Annotated in this window: 20 protein-coding genes; 9 read left to right on the top strand and 11 right to left on the bottom strand. The window is 71.1% G+C overall.

Features of this window, described 5'->3' with window-relative positions; all coding sequences use genetic code 11:
• Window positions 1-2: 2 nt before the first annotated feature.
• Window positions 3-1553: a PucR family transcriptional regulator gene (locus tag HNR07_RS21930; protein ID WP_184366623.1), complete on the bottom strand. Its 1551-nt coding sequence runs from the start codon at window positions 1551-1553 to the stop codon at window positions 3-5.
• Window positions 1554-1745: 192 nt separating this feature from the next.
• On the opposite strand from HNR07_RS21930, the gene HNR07_RS21925 reads away from it, so the two are divergent.
• Window positions 1746-3002, top strand: a complete 1257-nt coding sequence (locus tag HNR07_RS21925) for an NAD(P)/FAD-dependent oxidoreductase (RefSeq protein WP_184366622.1) — start codon at window positions 1746-1748, stop codon at window positions 3000-3002.
• A gap of 72 nt (window positions 3003-3074) precedes the next feature.
• Complete coding sequence (locus HNR07_RS21920) at window positions 3075-3536, top strand: GreA/GreB family elongation factor (protein ID WP_184366621.1); 462 nt, start codon at window positions 3075-3077, stop codon at window positions 3534-3536.
• 84 nt (window positions 3537-3620) lie between these two features.
• Here the strand turns inward: HNR07_RS21920 and HNR07_RS21915 are convergent, their stop codons facing one another.
• Entirely contained in the window at window positions 3621-4361 is a 741-nt protein-coding gene (locus HNR07_RS21915; protein WP_184366620.1) for a hypothetical protein, read from the bottom strand.
• Between HNR07_RS21915 and HNR07_RS21910 the strand changes: the two genes are divergently transcribed.
• Together HNR07_RS21910 and HNR07_RS21905 are read left to right on the top strand one after the other, a co-directional pair.
• Window positions 4335-4613, top strand: a complete 279-nt coding sequence (locus HNR07_RS21910; RefSeq protein WP_184366619.1) for a hypothetical protein — start codon at window positions 4335-4337, stop codon at window positions 4611-4613. The genes HNR07_RS21915 and HNR07_RS21910 overlap by 27 nt on opposite strands.
• A gap of 281 nt (window positions 4614-4894) precedes the next feature.
• Window positions 4895-5311, top strand: a complete 417-nt coding sequence (locus HNR07_RS21905) for a PaaI family thioesterase (protein ID WP_184366618.1) — start codon at window positions 4895-4897, stop codon at window positions 5309-5311.
• Window positions 5312-5326: 15 nt separating this feature from the next.
• Here HNR07_RS21905 and HNR07_RS21900 read toward each other — a convergent pair whose 3' ends face one another.
• The 9 genes from HNR07_RS21900 to HNR07_RS21860 all read right to left on the bottom strand — a co-directional run bounded on the left by HNR07_RS21900 (window position 5327) and on the right by HNR07_RS21860 (window position 13763).
• Window positions 5327-6292 (bottom strand): nucleoside hydrolase, encoded by a 966-nt coding sequence (locus tag HNR07_RS21900; protein WP_184366617.1) that lies wholly within the window; start codon window positions 6290-6292, stop codon window positions 5327-5329.
• A 141-nt stretch (window positions 6293-6433) separates the two neighbouring features.
• Window positions 6434-6739 (bottom strand): helix-turn-helix domain-containing protein, encoded by a 306-nt coding sequence (locus tag HNR07_RS21895; protein WP_184366616.1) that lies wholly within the window; start codon window positions 6737-6739, stop codon window positions 6434-6436.
• The gene (locus tag HNR07_RS21890) at window positions 6736-7086 is read right to left on the bottom strand and encodes a type II toxin-antitoxin system RelE/ParE family toxin (protein WP_184366615.1); all 351 of its coding nucleotides are present in this window, start codon (window positions 7084-7086) and stop codon (window positions 6736-6738) included. The genes HNR07_RS21895 and HNR07_RS21890 overlap by 4 nt, the downstream gene beginning before the upstream one ends.
• 194 nt (window positions 7087-7280) lie before the next feature.
• On the bottom strand, window positions 7281-8060 hold the full coding sequence (gene pstB, locus HNR07_RS21885; RefSeq protein WP_017581378.1) for a phosphate ABC transporter ATP-binding protein PstB: 780 nt from the start codon (window positions 8058-8060) through the stop codon (window positions 7281-7283).
• A gap of 15 nt (window positions 8061-8075) precedes the next feature.
• Window positions 8076-9161, bottom strand: coding sequence for a phosphate ABC transporter permease PstA (gene pstA / locus HNR07_RS21880; RefSeq protein WP_184366614.1), 1086 nt, complete (start codon window positions 9159-9161; stop codon window positions 8076-8078).
• Window positions 9158-10123, bottom strand: coding sequence for a phosphate ABC transporter permease subunit PstC (gene pstC / locus HNR07_RS21875; protein ID WP_184366613.1), 966 nt, complete (start codon window positions 10121-10123; stop codon window positions 9158-9160). Before pstC ends, pstA begins: the two co-directional genes overlap by 4 nt.
• 349 nt (window positions 10124-10472) lie before the next feature.
• On the bottom strand, window positions 10473-11450 hold the full coding sequence (mshD, locus tag HNR07_RS21870; RefSeq protein ID WP_184366612.1) for a mycothiol synthase: 978 nt from the start codon (window positions 11448-11450) through the stop codon (window positions 10473-10475).
• 195 nt (window positions 11451-11645) lie between these two features.
• The gene (locus HNR07_RS21865) at window positions 11646-12716 is read right to left on the bottom strand and encodes a hypothetical protein (protein ID WP_184366611.1); all 1071 of its coding nucleotides are present in this window, start codon (window positions 12714-12716) and stop codon (window positions 11646-11648) included.
• A 270-nt stretch (window positions 12717-12986) separates the two neighbouring features.
• Window positions 12987-13763, bottom strand: coding sequence for a response regulator transcription factor (locus HNR07_RS21860; protein WP_184366610.1), 777 nt, complete (start codon window positions 13761-13763; stop codon window positions 12987-12989).
• 109 nt (window positions 13764-13872) lie between these two features.
• Between HNR07_RS21860 and HNR07_RS21855 the strand changes: the two genes are divergently transcribed.
• The 5 genes from HNR07_RS21855 (at window position 13873) to hemC (ending at window position 18241) form a co-directional block, all read left to right on the top strand.
• A complete protein-coding gene (locus tag HNR07_RS21855; RefSeq protein WP_184366609.1) occupies window positions 13873-14130 on the top strand; it encodes a MoaD/ThiS family protein in 258 nt (85 codons plus the stop codon).
• 34 nt (window positions 14131-14164) lie between these two features.
• Window positions 14165-14428 (top strand): glutaredoxin family protein, encoded by a 264-nt coding sequence (locus HNR07_RS21850; RefSeq protein WP_184366608.1) that lies wholly within the window; start codon window positions 14165-14167, stop codon window positions 14426-14428.
• 399 nt (window positions 14429-14827) lie between these two features.
• Window positions 14828-15520, top strand: a complete 693-nt coding sequence (locus HNR07_RS21845) for a redox-sensing transcriptional repressor Rex (RefSeq protein WP_184366607.1) — start codon at window positions 14828-14830, stop codon at window positions 15518-15520.
• A 145-nt stretch (window positions 15521-15665) separates the two neighbouring features.
• Window positions 15666-17258, top strand: coding sequence for a glutamyl-tRNA reductase (locus HNR07_RS21840; protein ID WP_184366606.1), 1593 nt, complete (start codon window positions 15666-15668; stop codon window positions 17256-17258).
• The gene (gene hemC / locus HNR07_RS21835) at window positions 17255-18241 is read left to right on the top strand and encodes a hydroxymethylbilane synthase (RefSeq protein ID WP_184366605.1); all 987 of its coding nucleotides are present in this window, start codon (window positions 17255-17257) and stop codon (window positions 18239-18241) included. Before HNR07_RS21840 ends, hemC begins: the two co-directional genes overlap by 4 nt.
• Window positions 18242-18321: the final 80 nt, after the last annotated feature.

The raw sequence follows: 18321 nt of genomic DNA, 5'->3' as shown, positions 1-18321 counted from the left end.
GCTCACTCTCCCCGGTCGTACGTTTCGAGGGCGATGGCCAGGGCCAGCCGCATACTCGGCTGGTCCAGGCCGAGCGGAGCCACCTCGGCCATCCTGCGCATCCGGTGCCGGACGGTGTTCGGGTGCACCTCCAGCTCCGCCGCTGCCGCGTTCGGGTCGCCCTGGGCCCGCAGCCACGCGCGCAGGGTCGACGTGTAGCGGGTGCCGTGTTCGGCGTCGTGCCGGGAGAGGACGGCGACCGGGCCGTCGGCGGGACGGCGGCCGGAGGCCGAGGCCATCCGCAGGCGGTGGATGAGCACGTCGTCCCAGGACTCGTCGTAGGCCACCGCGGCCGCCTCCGGGCGGGCGGCGTGCAGGGTGAGGCTCTCGTCGGCTTCCCGGCGGCTGGCCGAGAGCCCGGCCAGGTCCGCGGGCGCGCCGATCCCCGCGTTGACCACCACGTGCCCCGGCAGCGTCCGTGTGGTCTCCGCCACCCACTCCCGGGCGGGGGAGGGGTCGGCACCGCAGGGCAGGACCGTGTAGACGGTACTGCCGAACACCGTGCTCCGTCCCGGGCGCGACCAGCCGAAACCGGTGGTGGCCCGTTCGAAGGCCATGAGCGTGGCCGCGTGGCGTTCGTCGGGGGTGTGCGCCTGGAGGGCGATCACCCGGTGCGGGGTCGCGGCCAGGCCCAGGCGCCCGGCGGCCTCGGTGGGGTCCATCGCCCCTTCCAGCAGTCGGCTCACCAGGTCGGACTCCACCTGGCGTTCCAGGTCCGCGCTGACCCTGGTGCGCAGCAGGTGCAGGGCGACCGTGCGGGCGCCCTCGGCCAGCAGCGCCGAGCGTTCGGCGTCCAGGGGCCCGTCGCAGACCGCCCAGAGCGAGCCCAGGAACTCCCGGCCGACCCGTACCGCCACCGCCGTGCGCCCGCCCATGCCGAGCTCCGGCTCCGGCGGCAGGAACACCGGTTCGGCGGAGGAGGCCAGGTGCCCGATGACCCCGGTGGCCTCCAGGCGGTGCTGGAGCGCTTCGGGGACCCCGCGCCCCAGGATGGTGTCCCAGCGGGCCCGGTCGGCCTCGGTCTGACGGCCTGAGTAGGCCAGCAAGCGCAGTCGCGGATCCTCGATGGTCACCGGACCGCCGACCCGGGCGGCGATCGTGTCCGCCAGGGCGGGCAGGTCCGCCGGGCCCCGTCCCGCCTCGGTCTCGCCGCCCTCCAGCACCAGCCCGTAGACCACCCCGGCCACCTGGCCCCAGGACACCGACGGGTCCACCGCCAGCAGCGAGACACCCGCCCGCCGTGCACGCGCCGCGGCCTCCCCGCGGGGGTCCACACCGCCCTCCCGCGCGGTCCGCACCACCACGGCCAGGGCTCGGGAGCGCTCGGCCAGTTCCACCGCCGTCAGCGGGTCCTGCACGCCCACGGCGAGGAGGACGTCCGCCTCCTCCGGCCCGGGGTCGGCGGGATCGTGCACGGCCACCCCGCGCAACACCGTGTCCGGGGCGGGCCGGGGGCCCACCAGCCGGGTTCCGTACGTGCCCAGGATGGTGACCAGCCGGTCCAGCAACACCATCGGGACCACACCCCTCAGCCGCGTGGTCGGCCCGTTCACCTAGTCGGGTCGGCCTGCTCGCATTGTCACTACCGGGCAACAGCGTATGCCGAGATTGTTCGCTCGGGACAAAGGGCGGCGCACTCTTCCGGGAGAGACTCTGGTCGGGTGCGGCACCGCACCCGTCGTCGAGCACGCACGGGAGAACTCGCCATGTCCGGGAAGGGCGCGGGCGCACCGCGTACCGTCATCGTCGTGGGGGCCGGGATCGTCGGCCTCTCGACCGCCTGGTTCCTCCAGAAGTACGGGGTCGGCGTCACCGTGGTCGAACGCGACACGGTGGCCTCGGGCTCGTCCTGGGGCAACGCGGGCTGGATCTCACCCGGTCTGGCCATCCCGCTGAACGAGCCCGGGGTGCTCGGCAACGGCATCCGGGCGATGCTCGACCCGTTGGCCCCGCTGTCCGTATCGCCGACCACGGACACCGGGCTCCTGCACTTCCTGGCGTCGTTCGCCCTGAACAGCCGCCAGTCCGCCTGGGAGCGGGCGCTGCGCGGCAACGTCCCGCTCAGCTCGGCCTGCCTGGACGCCTTCCAGGAGCTCACCGAGGGCGGTGTGTCCGCCAAGGTCGAGTCCTCCCCGATCACGGCGCTCTTCACCGCGGAGAAGCACGCGGCCCGGCTGCTCATGGAGCTGGACACCGCCCGTGAGGCGGGGCTGCCGCTGACCTACGCCGCGCTGGAGGGCGACGCGGCCAGGGCCGGAGTTCCGCTCGCCTCGCAGGCGGTACGGGCGGGGGTGCGGATCGACGGCCAGAGCCACGTCAACCCAGGCCTGTTCACGCACGCCCTCGCGGACGCCGTGCGCGAGCGCGGCGGGAGCGTGGTGGAGAAGTTCCGGGTGACCGGGGTGGAGGCCCGCGACGGCGGGTTCCGGCTGCGCTCGTCCCACGGCGAGACGGAGTCCGCGGACGCGGTCGTGGCCGCCACGGGGGCCTGGCTCGGCCGCCAGGCCCGACCCTGGGGCGTCAACGTCCCGCTGCGGGCCGGCCGCGGCTACAGCTTCATGGTTCCCACCGAACGGCCCGTGCCTGGGCCGGTCTACCTGCCCGAGGTACGGGTGGCCTGCACACCGCACGGCGAGGGGGTGCGGGTCGCCGGAACCATGGAGTTCCGCGACATCGACGCTCCCCCGCGCGGTGAGCGGATCCGGGCGATCACCGACTCGGCCTCGCCCTACCTGGACGGCGTGGACCTGAACCGGCGCACCGACGAGTGGGTGGGATCCAGACCCGTCACCTCGGACGGCCTGCCCCTGGTCGGAGCCACCCGGATCCCGGGACTGTACGTGGCGGGCGGGCACGGCATGTGGGGCCTGACCCACGGCCCGATCACCGGCCGTCTGCTCGCCCGGGCGGTCGCCACCGGCTCCCTGCCTCCGGCCCTGCGCCCCATGGACCCCACCCGCTGACGCCCGTCCCCACAGGTACCGTCCGCGCCCCGCCGAATCCCGGCGGGGCGCACTTTCGTACAAGGAGAGAGCATGACCAACCGCACCTGGCTGACCCCGGGGACCCACGAGCGGCTCACCGCCGAACTGGCCGTCCTCACCGGCACGGCCGACGCCGAGACCCGGGAGGCGCACGCCTTCCCCGTCATCGAGGACAAGGACGCCCGCGAGGCCCGGGTCAACCGCATCCAGGAGATCCTCAAGGACGCGGTGATCGGCGAGGCCCCGCCGGACGACGGCGTCGCCGAGCCCGGCATGGTCGTCACGGTCCGCTACGGCGCCGACCCCGATCCCGAGACCTTCCTGCTGGGCGTGCGCGACCGCGCCGACGCCGACGAGATCCCGGTCTGCTCACCCGAGTCCCCGTTGGGGCAGGCACTGATCGGGGCGGCCCAGGGGGAGGAGCGCACCTACAAGGCACCGAGCGGACGGATCCTGACGGTCCGCCTGGTGCGCGCCGTCCCTTACGGATCGGAGGCCGCGGAAGTCCCCTGACCAAACCTGAACCCGGGGGCGGGGCCGCGCGCGTCGGGGGCGGCCCCGCCGGGTTCGGGGGCCCGTGTGTTCGGGCTGCGCGGGTCAGGGCGCCCGCCCCTCGAAGACGAGGACCGGGTAGAGGCGCTCGCCCTGCTCGTCCACGAACTCCAGAGTCCACTGGAGGGCGGGGTCGCCGTCCTCGGCGGCCCAGCAGTCAGCGTCCCAGGAGCCCTCCTCGTCGGGGGCCAGGGCCATCGGCGGGTTGAGCGCCTCGCCCAGCAACGGGGCGGAGGACAGTGTCAGGGGCGTGCCGACGGAGCACTCGGTGAAGATGGAACCGGTGTGGACCTCCGCGTCACTGCCGTTGGAGAGTTCGACGGTCCACGCGTAGTAGTCGTCGCCCTCGTCTTCGGGCTCGTCCTCCTCCTCGTCCTCGTCCTCGGGCTCCTCTTCGGCGGGCCCTTCGTCCACCGGGTCGTCCACGGGCTCGTCCTCGACCGGCTCGTCCTCGACCGGCTCGTCCTCGACCGGCTCGTCCTCGGCGGGGTCGTCACCCTCGTCCTCCACCACGGGCTCGTCCTCTTCGGGAGCGGGCTCGTCCTCCTCCGGCTCCTCGACGGGTTCCTCCTCCAGGGCCTCGTCCTCCCCGAGGTCCTCACCGTCGATGCCCTCGTCCCCGTCGTCTTCGAGCTCGTCGGCGGGGTCGGTGCCCTCCCCGGCTCCGTCCTCGGCGTCGGTGGCGGACTCGTCGGTCAGGGGCGGATCGGTGCGGCGCTCCACGGGACCCATGGTCACGGTGAAGCCGTCCTCGAACCGGTGGCTCTCGCCCAGCCCCAACAGCACGGGTTCATCCGTAGGCTCACCCTCGTCAGCACCGTCCGTGCCGTCCTGCCCGTCAGCCCCGTCCTGCCCGTCGGCGCCGTCCGCCGCCGGTGGGGCCGGGCCGTCCTGAACCGGCCCCTCCGTGCCGCCGTCCGTCCCCGAACCGCCGTCGCCGCCGGTACCTCCACCACCGCCGGACCCGCCGGACCCTCCACCGCCTCCGGAGCCACCACCGCCCCCGGAGCCACCACCGCCCCCGGAACCTCCTCCTGAACCGGAGCCGTCACCGGAGGGCCCGGGGTCCTCGGTGGTCTGTTGTCCGTCGCCGCTCGGCGAGATGAACGTCGGCCCACAGGCGCACCCGGGAACGACGAGCAGGATCGCGGCCGCTGAGGCCGCCGTGGTGCTACGCACGATCTTCCCCCTCCACTAAGAGGGACGTTAGGTGACAAAACACCACATTTGGGTCAAGTGGCCGGAGCTGGACGAACCTGGCCCGGGAAGCAACCGGAGCAGGTTTTAGGGTGGCGGTACCGACCGGAGGAGGAACCCCCGTGGCCCAAGAGATCACCCCCGAGCTCGCCAACCTCGTCCTGGACGCCCAGCCGTTCAGCAAGCTGGTTCAGGCCAGGGTCACCGTCTTCGAGCCCCGCAGAGCCGTCCTGGAGGTCGACGTGCGCGACGACCTCCTCCAGCAGAACGGATTCCTGCACGGCGGGGTGCTCTCCTACGCGGCGGACAACGCGCTCACCTTCGCGGGCGGCAGCGTCCTGGGCGCCTCAGTACTCACCAGCGGCTTCTCCATCGAGTACCTGCGCCCCGGCAAGGGCGTCCTGCTCAGCGCCCGCGCCCACGTCCTGGAGTCCACCCGCCGCCGGGCCGTCTGCCGCTGCGACCTCGTCATGATCGACTCCGAGGGCACCGAAAGACTCGTGGCCGCGGCCCAGGGCACCATCACCCTGGTCGGGTAACCGGGCTCCCGTGCTTCACAGGCCGGTGACGGCCCTCGGCGGCTCGGTCGCGCGGGACAGCAGTCCCAGGACGTACTCGAAGAAACCCTCGGCGTCGATCTCCTCGACCACGCGGGCGTTGGGCTCCAGACCGTGGACGCCCCAGGACATCGCGGAGTAGCCGCGGGTCAGCTCCCCGGCGGTCTCCACGTCCACGTGGTAGGGCGAGGCCGCACGCACCAGCTCGGGGTGGAGCAGTACCGCGGCGGTGAGCGAGTCGGGGTGGGTGGTGCCGTCGATGCCGACGCTGCGGTCGAACTCCAGCGTCGGGCCGCAGATCCTCGTGAAGAACCGGGCCAGCGGGGTGTCCAGCGCGGCGATCCGGTCCAGCTTCTCCTGGCCGAACACGGCCTGCCGCAGCGTGAGCGGGTCCCAGGGCACCACCGTGATGTCGAACCCGGCGGCGAACACCGCCTTGGCCGCCTCGGGGTCGACGTAGAAGTTGAACTCCGCCGCGGCCGTGATGTTGCCGCGCCCGTTGTTCGAGCCGCCCATGACGTACAGCGACTTCACGTTGCCCGCGAAAGCGGGGTCCTTGACCACGGCGGCCGCGATGTTGGTGAGCGGACCGATGGCCACGACCGACAGCTCGCCGGGGCTCTGGGCGGCCATCCGCACCAGGGCGTCCACCGCGTGCTCACCGCTCGGATCCAGACCGTCCTGGTCCATCCGGAGCCCGCCGGAGCCGTCCCCGTGCACGTTCTCGGCGCTCACCCACTCGCGGACGAGCGGCCGGCGGCAGCCGAGGTACACGGGCACGTCGGAGCGCCCGCCCGCGACGTTAAGCGTCATGAAGGCGTTGCGCACCTGCTGGTCGAACCCCACGTTCCCGGCGACCATCGTGATCGCCCGCAGGTCGGCCGCGGGATCCAGGAGCCCCACCAGCAGCGCCACGCAGTCGTCCTGCGCGGTGTCGGTGTCGATCACCAGGGGAACGGCCATGGGTGAGTCCTTCCACGGGTCGGGCCAAGAGCCCGGATCCCGGGCACCGTGTGTCTACCAGCCCTGGTCCCGGCTGTCTAACCTGCGCTGCACGCAGGGGCGAGGCCGAGTAGACCGCAGGCCTTCTGACCAACGGTTCGCTCAGGCCGCGTTCGGGGACTCCAGCCGCACGTTCAGCACCAGCCCCAACGCATCGGCCAGTCGTTCCAGCGTCGTCAGCGTCGGCTGCGTCCCACCGTGCTCGAACCTGGCGATGCTGGACTGCGGCATGCCGCACCGGCGCCCCAGCTCCGCCTGCGACCAGCCCAGCTCCTCGCGACGCAGCCTGACCGCCTCCCCCAACTCGAACCGCAGCCGCGTCTGCTCGTAGGCCTCCTGGACCTCAGGTCGGCTGAAGCGTTCCGAGGCTCTGAGTCCGGCAATCGTTACACGGTCTGAGGTGCTCATGGTCCCTCCTCGTCAGCAGTGTGGCCCGCTTCCACACACGTTTCCATTGCACGCTTTGCCAGCCGTACCTCGGCGGATTCGCGGCGACTGGTCTTGTAGAACACGGTCAACATGATGATGCGCCGCGCACCTGTGATGAAGTAGGAGATACGCACCTGTCGACCACCGCAGTAGAACCGTAGCTCCCGGAGCTTGCCGTCTAGTTGGCTCGTGTACGGGAAACCGAGGTTCACACTCCGGGACTCAAGGAGATCCAGGTGGAAAAGCGCCTGGGCCCACTCTTCTTCGGAGAGTCCTGCCAGCCATTCGTCTACTTCCGTCTCTAACTCGACCTTACCCCAGGGCATAGCATCGATGCTATAAGTCGAGGTGTGGCCATGTGAGCTGTTTCAGGAAACCGGAGCAAGTGTCACTACGGCCCGGTATCGGTCGACGCCCAGACCGTCGGGTGGACTCTGAGCCGACTCATGCCCTCCAACGCAGAAGGGGGCCCTCGACGGGACCCCCTCGGGGAAGCGTGGAACTGCGACGGAGGTTCGGGTTACCCGAAGCGTCCGGTGATGTAGTTCTCCGTCTCCTTCTTCTCCGGGCGGGTGAAGATCTGGTTGGTGTCGCCCATCTCGATCAGCTTGCCGGGCTTGCCCGGGGCCGAGAGGTTGAAGAAGGCGGTCCGGTCGGAGACGCGGGCGGCCTGCTGCATGTTGTGGGTGACGATCACGATCGTGTAGTCCTCCTTCAGCTTGTGAATGAGGTCCTCGATCGCCAGGGTCGAGATGGGGTCCAGCGCGGAGCAGGGCTCGTCCATCAGCAGGACGGACGGTTTGACCGCCGTGGCGCGGGCGATGCACAGGCGCTGCTGCTGGCCGCCGGACAGGCCCGAGCCGGGCTTGTTCAGGCGGTCCTTGACCTCTTCCCAGAGGTTGGCGCCGCGCAGCGACTCCTCGACCAGCTCGTCCGCCTCGGACTTGCTCATCCGCTTGTTGTTGAGCCTGGCCCCGGCGATCACGTTGTCGTAGATGGACATCGTGGGGAACGGGTTGGCCTTCTGGAAGACCATGCCGATCTCGCTGCGGACCATCACCGGGTCGACCTCGCGGCCGTAGATGTCGAGGTCGTCGAGGAGGACCTTGCCCTCGGCGCGGGCGCCGGGGGTGACCTCGTGCATCCGGTTGAGGGTGCGCAGGAAGGTCGACTTGCCGCAGCCGGAGGAGCCGATGAACGCCGTCACCGAGCGGGGTTCGATGGTCATGGACACGTCCTCGACCGCGAGGAAGTCGCTGTAGTAGACGTGCAGTCCGGAGACGTCGATTCGTTTCGCCACAGGGTGTTCCTCGTGTTAGCGGGACTTGGGTGCGAAGAGGCGGCCGATCACGCGGGCCAGGATGAACAGCAGCATGACCGTCAGGACCAGTGTCAGCGCGGCTGCCCAGGCCCTCTCGTAGTTGACGGTCCCACCCATGCGGAACTGCGAGTAGATGAACACCGGAAGGCTCATCATCTGACCGTCGAACAGGTTCCAGTTGATGGACACGGCCGACGATCCCGCGGTCAGGACCAGCGGCGCCGTCTCTCCGATAACGCGCGCGATGGCGAGCATGATTCCGGTGGTCAGCCCGGCGGCGGAGGTGGGAAGCACCACCTTGGTGATCGTGCGCCACTTGGGCACGCCAAGGGCGTAGGAGGCCTCGCGCAGATCGCGGGGGACCAGGCGCAGCATCTCCTCGCTGGAGCGGACCACGACCGGGATCATCAGTACGGCCAGGGAGATCGCGCCCGCCGCGCCGTTGGTGTTGCCCGGGCCGAACAGCATCATCCACAGCGCCACCACGAACAGACCGGCGACGATGGAGGGGATGCCCGTCATGACGTCCACGAAGAACGTGATGACCTTCTTCAGCCGCCCCTGGGCGTACTCGACCAGGTAGACGGCGGTGAGCACGCCGATCGGCACCGAGATGAGCGTGGCCATGCCGGTGATCGCCAGGGTGCCGACGATCGCGTGGTAGACGCCGCCCGCGTCCATGCTCGGCAGGACGCCGTTCATCGACACGGTCAGGAAGTACCAGTCGAAGCGGTCGATGCCGTAGCCGGCCACCGTGTACAGCAGCGACACCAGCGGGGCCATCGCCAGCAGGAACGCCGAGTAGACCAGCGCGGTGACCAGACGGTCCGTGGCCTTGCGGCGGCCCTCGACCCGCACCGAGGCGGTCACGACGATCACCGTGTAGGCGACGCCGGTCAGCAGGGCCCACAGGACCACGCCGAAGGAGGAGAAGGCGGCCAGCACACCCGCGACCACCATGCCGCTGGCGACCAGCAGGGCCAGCGGGAAGCGGTTGGGCAGGGCACCGGAGGTCAGGTTGTTCTCGGCCGAACCCGTCTCGGGGCCGGGGACGGGAGGCTGCGTGGTCGTCATGCTCATGCGGACTCCTTGTTGCCCCGTGCCACGACGTAGCGGGCGCCCATGTTGACGGCGAGGGTGATCGCGAACAGCACCAGACCGGCGGCGATCAGCGCGGAGACGCCGTAGCCGGTGGCCTCGGGGTACTGGAGCGCGATGTGCGCGGCGATGGTCTGGTTACCGCTCTGCAGCAGGTTGAAGGAGATCGCCAGGGAGGGGGAGAGGATCATGGCGACCGCCATGGTCTCGCCCAGCGCGCGGCCCATGCCGAGCATGGCGCCGCCGACGATCCCGGACTTGCCGAAGGGCAGGACGGCGAGCCGGATCATCTCCCAGCGGGTGGCGCCCATGGCGAGTGCGGCCTCGCGGTGGCCCTGCGGGACCTGGTGGAACACGTCGCGGGACATCGCGGTGATGATCGGCAGGATCATGACGGCCAGGACGATCCCCGCGGTGAGCAGGGTCCGGGCGGAGGTGGAGGCGGGGCCCGAGAAGAGCGGGATCCAGCCGAGGTAGTCCGTCATGCCCTCGTAGACCGGGACCAGCTGCGGGGCCAGGACCATCATGCCCCAGAGGCCGTAGACCACGCTGGGGATGGCGGCGAGCAGGTCGACCAGGTAGCCGAGGGTCGTGGCGAGCCGTCGGGGCGCGTAGTAGACGATGAACAGCGCGATACCGATCGCCACCGGGGTGGCGAGCAGCAGCGCGATCCCCGCGGCCAGGACCGTTCCGAAGGCCAGCGCGGCCACACCGAACGACGGGTTCTCCCGCACGTTGGCGTTCCATGACTGGTCGGTCAGGAAGTTCGCGTCGTTGGCCAGCAGTGATGGCCAGGCCTGAACCAGAAGGAACGCCGCCACGCCGGCGAGGATGATCAGGATCAGGATGCCCGAGCCTCGGGCGAGCCCGGCGAAAACGACATCGCCGATCCGGCGCTTGCCCGCGGGCGGTGGTGCCGCCTTGGGCGCGTCCGTGGTCGTCATGGATTCTCCGGTTCGGAAAAAGGTTGCGGGGCTGGTCGATCGGTCCGCGTCCGGCGCGGGACGGCGGTGGACCGCACGATGGATGACCGCCGTGTCACGGTCTACGCGCGGACAACAGCCAAACCGCGCCGAATGCGAAGGTAGGCGCAGGAGGTGACCAGTTGTCCCAGGGAAGGTGAACGGGAGGTGAACGTGATGTCGCACCACCGTGGCGCAAAGGGGTTCGGGCGGTGAATGTGACAAGCCGCACGTCAGGGGAGCGTCAGGCCAGCGCCCGGAGGGGCCCTTCGGCGAGGGTGACGACTCGCCGGGAGCGACGGGAGCGGAGCGCGGTGGCTCGCCGCGGGGGTCAGCCCCGGCCGTCGCCCGGAGCGAACATCACGTCCGTGTCCCACATGGAGAAGCCGAGGGACTCGTAGAGGCGCACCGCCGCCTCGTTGTCGCCGTCCACGTACAGGTGGACCCAGGGCAGCCCGGCGTCACGTAGATGGATCAGCCCGGCCAGGGTCAGGGCGCGGCCCAGCCCGGTGCCCTGCCAGGCGGGGTTCACACCCACCACGTAGACCTCGCCCACGGGCTCGTCGTCGCTGAGCCCCGCGCCGTCGGCGTGCGTCTTGGTCCAGTGGTAGGCGGCGATCGAACCGCTGTTGGTGGCCGCCACGAAGAAGCCCCGAGGGTCGAACCAGTCCTCGACCTCCCGCTGGAGCAGGTCGTCCAGGGTCAACGCGCCCTGCTCGGGGTGGTCGGCGAAGGCGCGCGCGTTCGCCTCCAGCCACGCCTGCTCGTCCTGGCCCACCACGAACGGGCGGATGCGGACCTTCTCGGCGACCTCGGGTCGCAGCGCGGGTTCGGGGAGCTCGGGCGCGGTCCACGGGCCACCGGGCACCTCAGGGCCCAGGTCGCGCAGGGGCAGCCGCATCTTGTGCAGCTCGCGGGCGGGGACCCACCCGTCGGCCGTCGCCACCGAGACCGCTTCGGGCGTGCGCCCGTGCGCCCAGACCCGCACCCCGTCGGGCCCGGCGTCGTCGCGGACCGAACGCAGCAGCGCGGAGCCGTGCCCGCTGCGCCGGTGCGCGGGGTCGACCACGACCTCACCCGAGTCGGGCTCGCCCGCGATCCGTTCCACGAAAGCGAAGCCCACGACCCGGCCGCCTTCGGAGACCACGTGGAAGCGGCTGCTGCCGGAGGGCGCTCCGTGCCGGATCCTCAACAGGGTGTGCTCGGACAGGGCGGCGACTCCGTCGGCGGCGCGCGCGGCTTCGGCCATCGCGAGGACGGGCTCGGCCAGTTCCGGTGCGAGGTTGTCGGTGACTAGCGGGGTACTCATGAGTCTGGATCCTAGATCCTGTCGGTCCGATCGCAGGATTCGACGCTCGTATGGGCCCGCATGGTGACCAACGACCCAGGTCGGCCGGGTGCGGTGGCGCGACGGGTCGTGGAACGGCTTCGGGGCCCAGAAGCCGCTCCGGGCCCCGGAAACGCGTGGATCGCGTGGAGCGGGTTGAGGTGGTGCGGTGACCGGTCAGCCCTTGCGGCGCCTGCCCTGGTAGCCGTTGCCGATCCGCACTCGGCGGGTGGGGGCCAGCGGAGTGGCCAGCAGCAGGGCGAGCAGGAACGCGGCGAGCAGGACGGCCGGGGCGACCGAGGGCCCCATGTCCGAGTGGTCGGCGGCGATCTCGGTCTCGTTGTCGGCGTCCTCGTCCGAGGTCGGAGTGACCAGCGGGAGTTCGGCCAGGTCCTCGGCGGCCCCCGGGGAGAGGTCGGGCAGGTCCGCCTCGTTGCGGGGAAGCGTGGGGATGTCGGCGCTGCTGGTGGGCACGCTGCTCACACTCGAACGCGGCGGTGTCCGGTCGGGCGTGCTGGACGGGGACCGGTTGTTGTTGCCGGATCCGCTGTTTCCGGATCCATTGTTGCCGGACCCGCCGCTGTTCCCCTCGGTGGCTGTGGGCCTCGGAGAAGAGGGTGGTGTGGCCCCCTCGGTGGGCGGGGGCGTACCGTCCGTCTCGGTGGGGTCCGGTTCCCTGGTGGGCCCCTCGGTCGGAGAGGGCGACGGCGAAGGTTCCCGGGTCGGCTCTTCGGTCGGTTCCTCCGTGGGCTCCTCGGTCGGAGTGGGGGAGGGCTCGGGATCGACGATCTGAATCGACCATGTGGCGCTGGCGGACTGCTCCGTCCCACCGGAGCAGCCGGTCTCGGAGTCGGCGAACGCGTAGGACAGGGTCGCCATCACGTTGACGTCTTGGCGGGCCCGGCCCGTCACCGTGCCGAGCGGAAGGCCTTCATTCGGTCCGACCTCCTGCGGCCCGGGAAAACCGTGGTGATCGAAATCGGAGGCTGGGACCTCCAGACTGATGACGCAGAGCGTCAGATCGCTGCTGTTGTTGCGTACCGAGAGCGCGTTGGGCACGAGCACCGCGCCCGGCTCGACGGAGTCGGCGGACCGGGCGAAGACGAGCGTCGCCGGGACCGGCTCGGCGTGGGCCGGGGTCATCACTGCGATCAGTGTGCAACCGACGAAGGCCGCACCGATGACACTGCTCAGGCGGGGTCTGTACTGGGCGTGGGTAGCGGGGGTCGTCGCGGCGGGGGTCGGCATCGGTGCGATCTCACTCCTCCGGGGGCGCGCCATGGCGGCTCTGGCCGCACCCGGCCGCGGGGCTCCGCCACGCCTGCCATGCCTCGCCCGTCGGGTGCCCCACCGATCTTAGGGCGTGTGCCCGCTGAGTACGAGTGCGCACGCTGTGCTTTCGGGACCGACCTTGCGAAGAGGGCCCAAAAGAGCCCAAGGGGTCCCAAAAAGGCTCCGGGGCGCCTGCGCGTGAACGCGGGCGCCCCGGGGCGGTCATGGCCGCTGGGGTCCTGGTCCCTACTTGGCCCTGGCCTCCGCGGGCCGGGCGGCGGGCAGCTGCTCGGCCGCCTCGGCGGAGGCGTGCGGCGCGGCCGCCGCCTTGCTCACGGGGTCCGGCACGAAGCGGTAGCCCACGTTGCGGACGGTGCCGATGAGGGACTCGTACTCCGAGCCCAGCTTGGCGCGCAGGCGGCGGACGTGGACGTCGATGGTCCGGGTGCCGCCGAAGTAGTCGTAACCCCAGACCTCCTGGAGCAGTTGCGCCCGGGTGAAGACCCGGCCGGGGTGCTGCGCCAGGAACTTGAGCAGTTCGAACTCCTTGAAGGTGAGGTCGAGGATCCGCCCGCGCAGGCGGGCGATGTAGGTGGCCTCGTCGATCACGAGGTCGCCGCGGCGGATCTCGTCCGGGTCGTCGGACCCGGCGTCGGCGGAACCGACGGCCAGGCGGAGGCGGGCCTCGACCTCGGCGGGTCCGGCGGTGGCCAGGAGGAAGTCGTCGACCTGCCAGTCCGGGGTCAGCGCCGCGACGCCGCCCTCGGTCAGGATGACCAGCAGCGGGCAGTCCAGCCCGGTGGTGTCGAGCAGGCGGCAGAAGTTACGGGCCGCCGCCAGGTCCGTGCGCGCGTCGACCAGAATGGCGTTGACCGGGGCTCCCGAGTTCCCGCCGGCGCCGGAGGCCAGCAGTGCTCCGGCCTCCGCGGGCGCCACCCGCACCGAGTGCAGGAGGAGTCCGAGGGCGGGAAGAACGTGGTCGGACGGTTCGTTCGAGTTCGTGAGTAGCAGCAGATGGCTCATGCGTCTCTTCTCGTCGGCCCGCTTGTGACGGGCGATCGAAGGCGCCATTGCCCCCGGTGAAGATTTGTTTAATACGTCGCCTCCGAGCAACACCAAGGATAATCAACAGATGGCGAAGTGCACTATCCGGTACTGGGCATCCGCGAAAGAAGCGGCTGGAACGGCCGAGGAGACGGTCGAGGCCGACACTCTCGCGGCAGCCCTCGAAGCGGCGTGTCACCTGCACCCCGACGACCGTTTCCGGCGCGTGCTGGGGGCTTCCTCGCTCCTGGTGGACGAGAATCCGGTCGGTCGGCGGGCGCACGGTGAGGTCGCTGTCACGGACGGGACTGTGATCGAGGTCCTACCGCCTTTCGCGGGCGGGTGAGGGGTCGGAAAACATGGCGGAATCGGAGCGAAATATGCCGGAAACCTCGGAGTGGTCGGGGAAGTCGCGGGTGGTCATGCTCGGCAAGTCCGGGTGCCATCTGTGCGAGGACGCGTGGTCGGTCATCGAGCGGGTGACGGACGAGCTCGGGGTGGGCCGTGCCGAACAGGATCTGGCGCAGGTACCGGAGGCGGACCGCGAGGAGTACTGGGACAAGATCCCGGTGACCTTCGTGGACGGCCGCCGCCACGACTTCTGGCGGGTGTCCGAGGAGCGGTTGCGTTCCGCGCTGTCCTGATGATCCGCCTTCCGGGCCTGGTCCTCTCTCCTTCTCCCCCCGGTCCCTCATCTCGCGCGTTCGCGCGCGAAACGGCGCCGCGTGTCCACGGCAGTGCGTCTGCTCATGGCACCGGCGCCTTTTTGGTGCCCGATTGTCCTGAGGTTGCGGTCTGTCGGTCTGTCCGGAATGGGGTTGCTGTGATCTTCCGTTTCGGATCCCGCCGTCAGGGCCCAAATTGTGTGAACTCGGACCGCCCGCATCACACCGGACCCCACTTTGTGCGTGCTTTCACAAGCACGTAATCTGGGGTTCCCACAACCAGCAGGGCGGGGGAGGTGCGCGGTCGCGGCGGTTGGCGCCGGATCCGCGCGTGCTCCGCACGCCGCCCGAACCGACCGCCCCCAGGAGCGCCACCCTGTGACAAGTCGCCCGCCCAGGCCCCGGGAGAGGGGAATCCCGGAGGCCACCGTCGCCCGACTTCCGGTCTACCTCCGCGCTCTGCAGGCCCTTCAGGATCGGGGCACTGCCACGGTCTCCTCCGAGGGGCTGGCCGGCGCCGCCGGTGTGAACTCGGCGAAGCTCCGCAAGGACCTGTCCCACCTGGGTTCCTACGGGACGAGAGGGGTGGGCTACGAGGTCGAGTACCTCATCTACCAGATCTCGCGTGAGCTTGGTCTCACCCAGGACTGGTCCGTGGCCATCGTCGGGATCGGCAACCTGGGACGCGCTCTGGCCAACTACGGGGGCTTCGGGACCCGTGGCTTCCGGATCGCGGCCCTGCTCGACGCCGACCCCGAGGTGGTCGGCCGGACCGTAGCGTCGCTGGACGTGAGGCATATTGACAGCCTGGAGGAGGTTGTGCGTTCCAGAGGTGTTTCCATCGGTGTGATAGCCACGTCGGCCGGATCCGCCCAGGGTGTGGCCAGCCGCTTCGTGGAGGCAGGGGTGACCAGCATTCTCAACTTCGCCCCCGTCGTGCTGAATGTGCCGGACGGGGTCGATGTGCGTAAGGTCGACTTGTCCATCGAACTCCAGATCCTCGCCTTCCACGCGCAGCGCAGGGCCGACGGCGACGGCCGGGCGAACCGGGCGGGACTGGAAGTGACATAAGACGAACCGGGTCCTGGGACAGGGGTCCCAAGGCGCGTGTGGCGGTGGCGAGGAGCGAGCGTTCGCCGCGTTTCGGGGGGGTGACGACGGGGGTCTTCGGCCGTCCCCGAACATGGAGAGACCTAGTGCCTGCATAGGAGTGCGGATGAGTGTCCTGGCCGTGGGGTTGAGTCATCGGAGTTCGCCGGTGGCGCTACTCGAACGTGTCGCGTTGAACGGACAGACGCGCACCAAGGCGGTCGGTGAGATGGTCGGCTCCGACGCCGTCAACGAGGTCATGGTGGTCTCCACCTGCAACCGCACCGAGATCTACGCCGACGTGGAGGGGTACCACGGCGGGGTCGCCGCCATCACCGAACTCCTCGCCTGGCACACGGGCGTGACCCTCGGCGAGCTCTCCGAGCACCTCTACGTGCACTACGAGGACAGCGCCGTCCAGCACCTGTTCTCCGTCACCTGCGGCCTTGACTCCATGGTCGTCGGCGAGGGCCAGATCCTCGGCCAGGTGCGCAACTCCCTCAAGGAGGGCCAGGAGACCGGTTCGGTCGGCCGGGTCCTCAACGACCTCGGCCAGCGCGCCCTGCGTGTGGGAAAGCGCGCCCACACCGAGACCCACCTGGACCACGCCGGGGCCGACATGGTGAGCTTCGGCCTCACCGTCGCCGCCCGCGACCTCGCGGTGACTCCGAACCCCTCCTTGCCCGCCGTGGACGTCACCCCGCCCGTCGGCTGCCCCATGTCCGGGATGTCTGCCGAGCAGATCTCCGCCGCGGTGTCCGGGGCCGACCGGCCCGCGGCCGACGCGCCTTCTGCCGACGTGCCCACCGCCGACAGCCCCGCCTCGGACCAGCCCGCGCCCCGCACGCTCAGCGCCGAGCTCCCCTCCGGCCCGCTCACCGGCACCCGGGTGCTGGTCCTCGGCGCCGGTTCCATGAGCGCGCTGTCCGCCAACACCGTCGCCCGCCAGGGCGCCGGAACGGTGATCGTCGCCAACCGCACCCAGGAGCGCGCCGCCCGCCTCGCCGAGTGCCTCAACGAGGCCTACGACACCGTGCGGGCCAGCTCCGTTCCCTTCGCCGACGCGGCCGAGGCCCTTGCCGACGTCGACCTGGTCATCTCCTGCACCGGAGCCCAGGGCCTGGTGCTCACCGCCGACACCGTGGCCGCCGCCACCGAGGGCCGCGTGCGCCCCCTCGTCTTCCTCGACCTCGCGCTGCCCCGCGACATCGACCCCGGGGTACGCGAGCTGCCCGGGGCCCGCCTGGTGGACATCGAGGACCTGCGCCAGGCCGTCGCCGCCGGGGCCGACCACGGCACCGGCCGCTCCAGCGCCCTGCCCCTCGTGCGCGAGATCGTCGACGAGGAGGTCAACGACTTCCGCGCGATCCGCCGCGCCAACGAGGTCGCGCCCACCGTCGTCGCCCTGCGCGCCCAGGCCCGCGACGTCGTGGAGTCCGAACTCTCCCGTCTGCACGGCCGCCTCCCCGACGACCTCGACGAGCGCACCCGCGAGGAGATCGGCCGCGCCATGCGCAGAGTCGCCGACAAGCTCCTGCACAGACCGACCGTGCGCGTGAAGGAGCTGGCCGCGGCCCCCGACGGGGAAGCCTACGAGGCCGCCCTGCGCCAGCTGTTCGATCTCGACATCCAGACCCAGCAGACCACGAAGGCCGCCGAGCCGGTGGCCGACCCCGTCCGCCCGGCCACGGCCGCGCGGACCGCACAGGAGAAGGCATGACCGCTGAAGGCACCTCGGCTGAGGGCACGACCGCCGCACCCGCCAAGCTCGGCACCCGCCGCAGCACCATGGCCACCACGCAGTCCCAGGGCGTGGCCGACACCATCACCGAGCGCACCGGCCGGGCCATCGAGCTGGAGCTGATCACCAGCTTCGGCGACGTCACCAAGGCCCACCTGACCCAGCTCGGCGGTACCGGGGTGTTCGTCAACGCCCTGCGCGACGAACTGGTCGCGGGCGCCATCGACTTCGCCGTGCACTCGCTCAAGGACCTGCCGACCACGCCCGCCGAGGGCCTGGTCCTGGCCGCGATCCCCGAGCGCGACGACCCCCGCGACGCCCTGTGCGCCCGGGACGGCCTCAAGTTCGCGGACCTGCCCGCCGGGTCCAAGGTCGGCACCGGCTCCCCGCGCCGCGTCGCCCAGCTGTCCGCCCTGCGCCCCGACCTCGTCTACGTGCCCATCCGCGGCAACGCCGAGACCCGCCTGGGCAAGGTCGCCTCCGGCGAACTCGACGCCGTCGTCCTCGCCTACGCCGGACTGGGCCGTGTGGGCCGCCGCGACGACGTCACCGACGTCTTCGAGCCCGAGCAGATGCTGCCCGCCCCCGGCCAGGGCGCCCTGGCCGTGGAGTGCCGCACCGAGCGCGCCGACGCCGACCTCGCCTACCTGTCCTCCGTGGACCACCCGGCCACCCGCGCCGAGGTCGTCGCCGAGCGCACCGTCCTGTCCGAACTCGAAGCCGGGTGCGCCGCCCCGGTCGGCGCCTACGCCGAGTGCACCGGGGGCCGCCTGCGCCTGCGCGCCGCCGTGGTCGCCACCGACGGTGCCACCGCCGTGCGCCGCGAGCGGACCGTCGACATCGCCTCGCCCGAGGACCTCGACACCGCCGTCGGGCTCGGCCGCGACCTGGCCCGGGAGATGATCGCCGAGGGCGCCGACCGCATCGTTGCCGAGGCCTTCGCCGAAAGGGACACTCCCTAGACGCCAGCAGAACAACCCGGGCAGCGCCTGGCGCCGCACGGGAGAACACCAGCGCGGGTCGCCCCCGCACCGTCACCGCC

It is taken from the genome of Nocardiopsis metallicus, assembly GCF_014201115.1.
In the GTDB taxonomy this organism is placed as follows: Bacteria; Actinomycetota; Actinomycetes; order Streptosporangiales; family Streptosporangiaceae; genus Nocardiopsis; species Nocardiopsis metallicus.
This window is presented reverse-complemented; position numbering and strand designations above follow the sequence as displayed.